We start from the raw sequence: 2617 nt of genomic DNA on the forward strand, positions 1-2617 counted from the left end.
GGAATGTAGTGCAGGTTCACACCGACCCCGGCAGCTCGCAAGCCCTCGAACACCTCACGATGGGTGAGATTGATCTGATCGAGTTGCAGGCGCACTACATACAGATGCCATGACGACTCGGCCTCAGGCTGCGCACTGGGCAGGGTCAGCGGCAAATACGCCAGCAAGCGCTCATAACGCGCCGCCAGTTCACGCCGACGCTCGATAAACTCATCGAGTTTGTTCAACTGCGACAAACCAAGGGCCGCCTGCAGGTCGGTAATGCGGTAATTGAAACCCAGCTCCACCTGTTCGTAGTACCAGGGGCCGTGACTGGGTCCGGTCATTTGTTGCGGATCACGGGTCATGCCATGGCTGCGCAAGCGTTGCAAACGCTCGGCGAGTTCCGGGCTGTTGGTCATGACCATGCCGCCCTCGGCACTGGTGATGATCTTCACCGGATGAAAGCTGAACACGGTCATTGCGGCAAACTCGCCACAACCCACCGGGCGCCCGGCGTAGGACGCACCGGCGGCATGGGCCGCATCTTCGATCACCGTTATGCCATAGCGCCTGGCCAGTGCGGCAATCCTGCGCATGTCGCAGCTCTGCCCCGAGAACGCCACGGCCACGAGCACTTTCGGCAACCGGCCTTCACGTTCGGCCCGTTCCAGCTTGACGGCCAGCGCAGCGGCATCGAGGTTCCAGGTCAGCGGGTCGATATCGACAAAATCCACCTCGGCACCGCAGTAGCGACCACAGTTTGCCGAGGCGAGAAAGGTGTTCGGTGTCGTCCACAGCCAATCGCCCGGGCCGAGCCCCGCCGCCAGGCAAGCGATGTGCAGGGCCGCCGTGGCATTGCACACCGCCACGGCAAAACCGGCCTCGCAGCGTTCGGCCATGGCTCGCTCGAAGCGCTCGATGGTCGGCCCCTGGGTCAGCCAGTCAGACTGCAACACACCGACCACGGCGTCGATGTCCGCCTGATCAAGGCTTTGCCGAGMGTAAGGAATCATGCTGGCAACCAGACACGCACCAGCGCGTCCCGGATGATCTGACGCCCGAACGAACCGGTCCGGCCTGCAATGAAAATCGAAATACCGTTGTGCATGCCTTGAATCCCTTATACCTTTTCGCCGGGCCTAGCCGAGCATCTGCGCCCAGTTCACCGAAGCACTTTCGCCCAGGGCAAAGCCCTTGCCGCTCAAGGCCAGATTGGCGTTATAGGCCTGGTCCTGGGCAAAGGCTGCCGCCCACTTGTCACGCAGCGCATCGAGGGCCTGCGGCACCTGTGGCACGGCACCCGAATGAATGACCTGTACCAGCGGTGTCCAAACGGTGAGGTAACCGGCCTGTCCGGCCCGCAGGCACAGGTCGACGTCGCTCAAGCCGTCGGCGAAGGTCACGCTATCGAGACCGTCCAGTTCGTCGAACAACGCTTTACGCACCATCAGGCACACCTTCGACACCGCCGAGTAGTTCTGCTCCAGCGCCAACCGGTGCAGGTAACCTTCGGCGTCGTGTTTTTCACCGACAAATGCTGAGCCCACACCACCGTTCATGCCGAGAATCAGCCCGGCCTGGGTGACCTTGCCGTCGCGGTCGATCAACTTGGGACCGACCACCCCGACTTCCGGACGCTGGGCGTGATTGAGCAGCGACTCGAGCCAGTTCGGGTTGACCACTTCACTGTCGGCGGCCAACAGCACCAGGTACTCGCCCTGCGCCTGCTGGCTGGCCGCGTTGTACAACGCCGCATCGCTCAGGGTCCGGTCGGCACGCAGCACGCTGACTTTCGGATGCTGGTAAGTACCCAGCCAGTCATTGACCTCGGCCGACTGATTCGGATTGAGTGCGATCAGCACTTCGTACTGGATGTAGCGGGTACGCAGYAACACAGCTTGCAGGCACTGTTGCAGCGCAGCCAGGTCGTCCCCGGCCGGCAATATGATCGACACCAGCGGGCGCTCGGTGTGGCGGTAGTCAATCTGATAAGTGCCAGGCACTGCCGACGTGATCTTGGCCTTGTAGCCACGATTGCCCAAGTGGCGCAGCAACGCCAGGCGCTCATCGGCGTTTTCTTCCAGCACCGGTGCCCGGCTGATCAGCAACGGTTCGTCCAGGTGGGCCAGCCCGTTGAGGCCGCCCTGCTCGATGATACGCAGCAGCAAGTCGAACTCCAGGGCCTTGCTGAAGTCAGGCTGGTAGCCGCCGACTTCCATGAACACTTCCCGCCGGATCAGCCAGTGACGCGCCATCAAGGCCGGCAGGCTTTGCAGCAAGTCAAGATTGAAGCCAGGGCGGAACACGTCCATCAGTGCGCCTTCGGCGGTGCGCTGGATTTCGTCGGTGGCGACGGCGCGACAGTCTGCCGCGGCGAGCAATTCCAGGCTGGCACGCAACAGACCACCGGCGGTGAACTCGTCGCCGGCTTCAGCCAGCAGCAGCCAGTCGCACGTCGACTGACGCGCGCTCTGGTTCAGTTTGTCGACGTAGTTGCTTTGGGTAACCCGGACAAAGTGCAGGGTGTTCTGCGCCGTGGTCGCCGCCGGCGCTTCACCGGTGGTGAAGACCACGATTTTGAACGCCTTGCTGTGGCCTTCGAGCAGGCTGTCGAGGCTGACCTGCAGCTTGTCGC

The 2617-nt window shown here is 62.5% G+C and carries 2 protein-coding genes; both read right to left on the reverse strand.

Translation table 11 applies throughout. From position 1 onward, the window contains the following. Positions 1-995 (reverse strand): UDP-4-amino-4,6-dideoxy-N-acetyl-beta-L-altrosamine transaminase (pseC, locus tag ACXRVY_RS23535; RefSeq protein ID WP_458238376.1); only part of this gene is annotated, 995 nt, incomplete at its 3' end. A gap of 126 nt (positions 996-1121) precedes the next feature. Further along, on the reverse strand, positions 1122-2617 hold a 1496-nt coding region (locus ACXRVY_RS23540; protein ID WP_458238377.1), incomplete at its 5' end, for a glycosyltransferase.

It is taken from the genome of Pseudomonas sp. P5_A2_2, assembly GCF_054177685.1.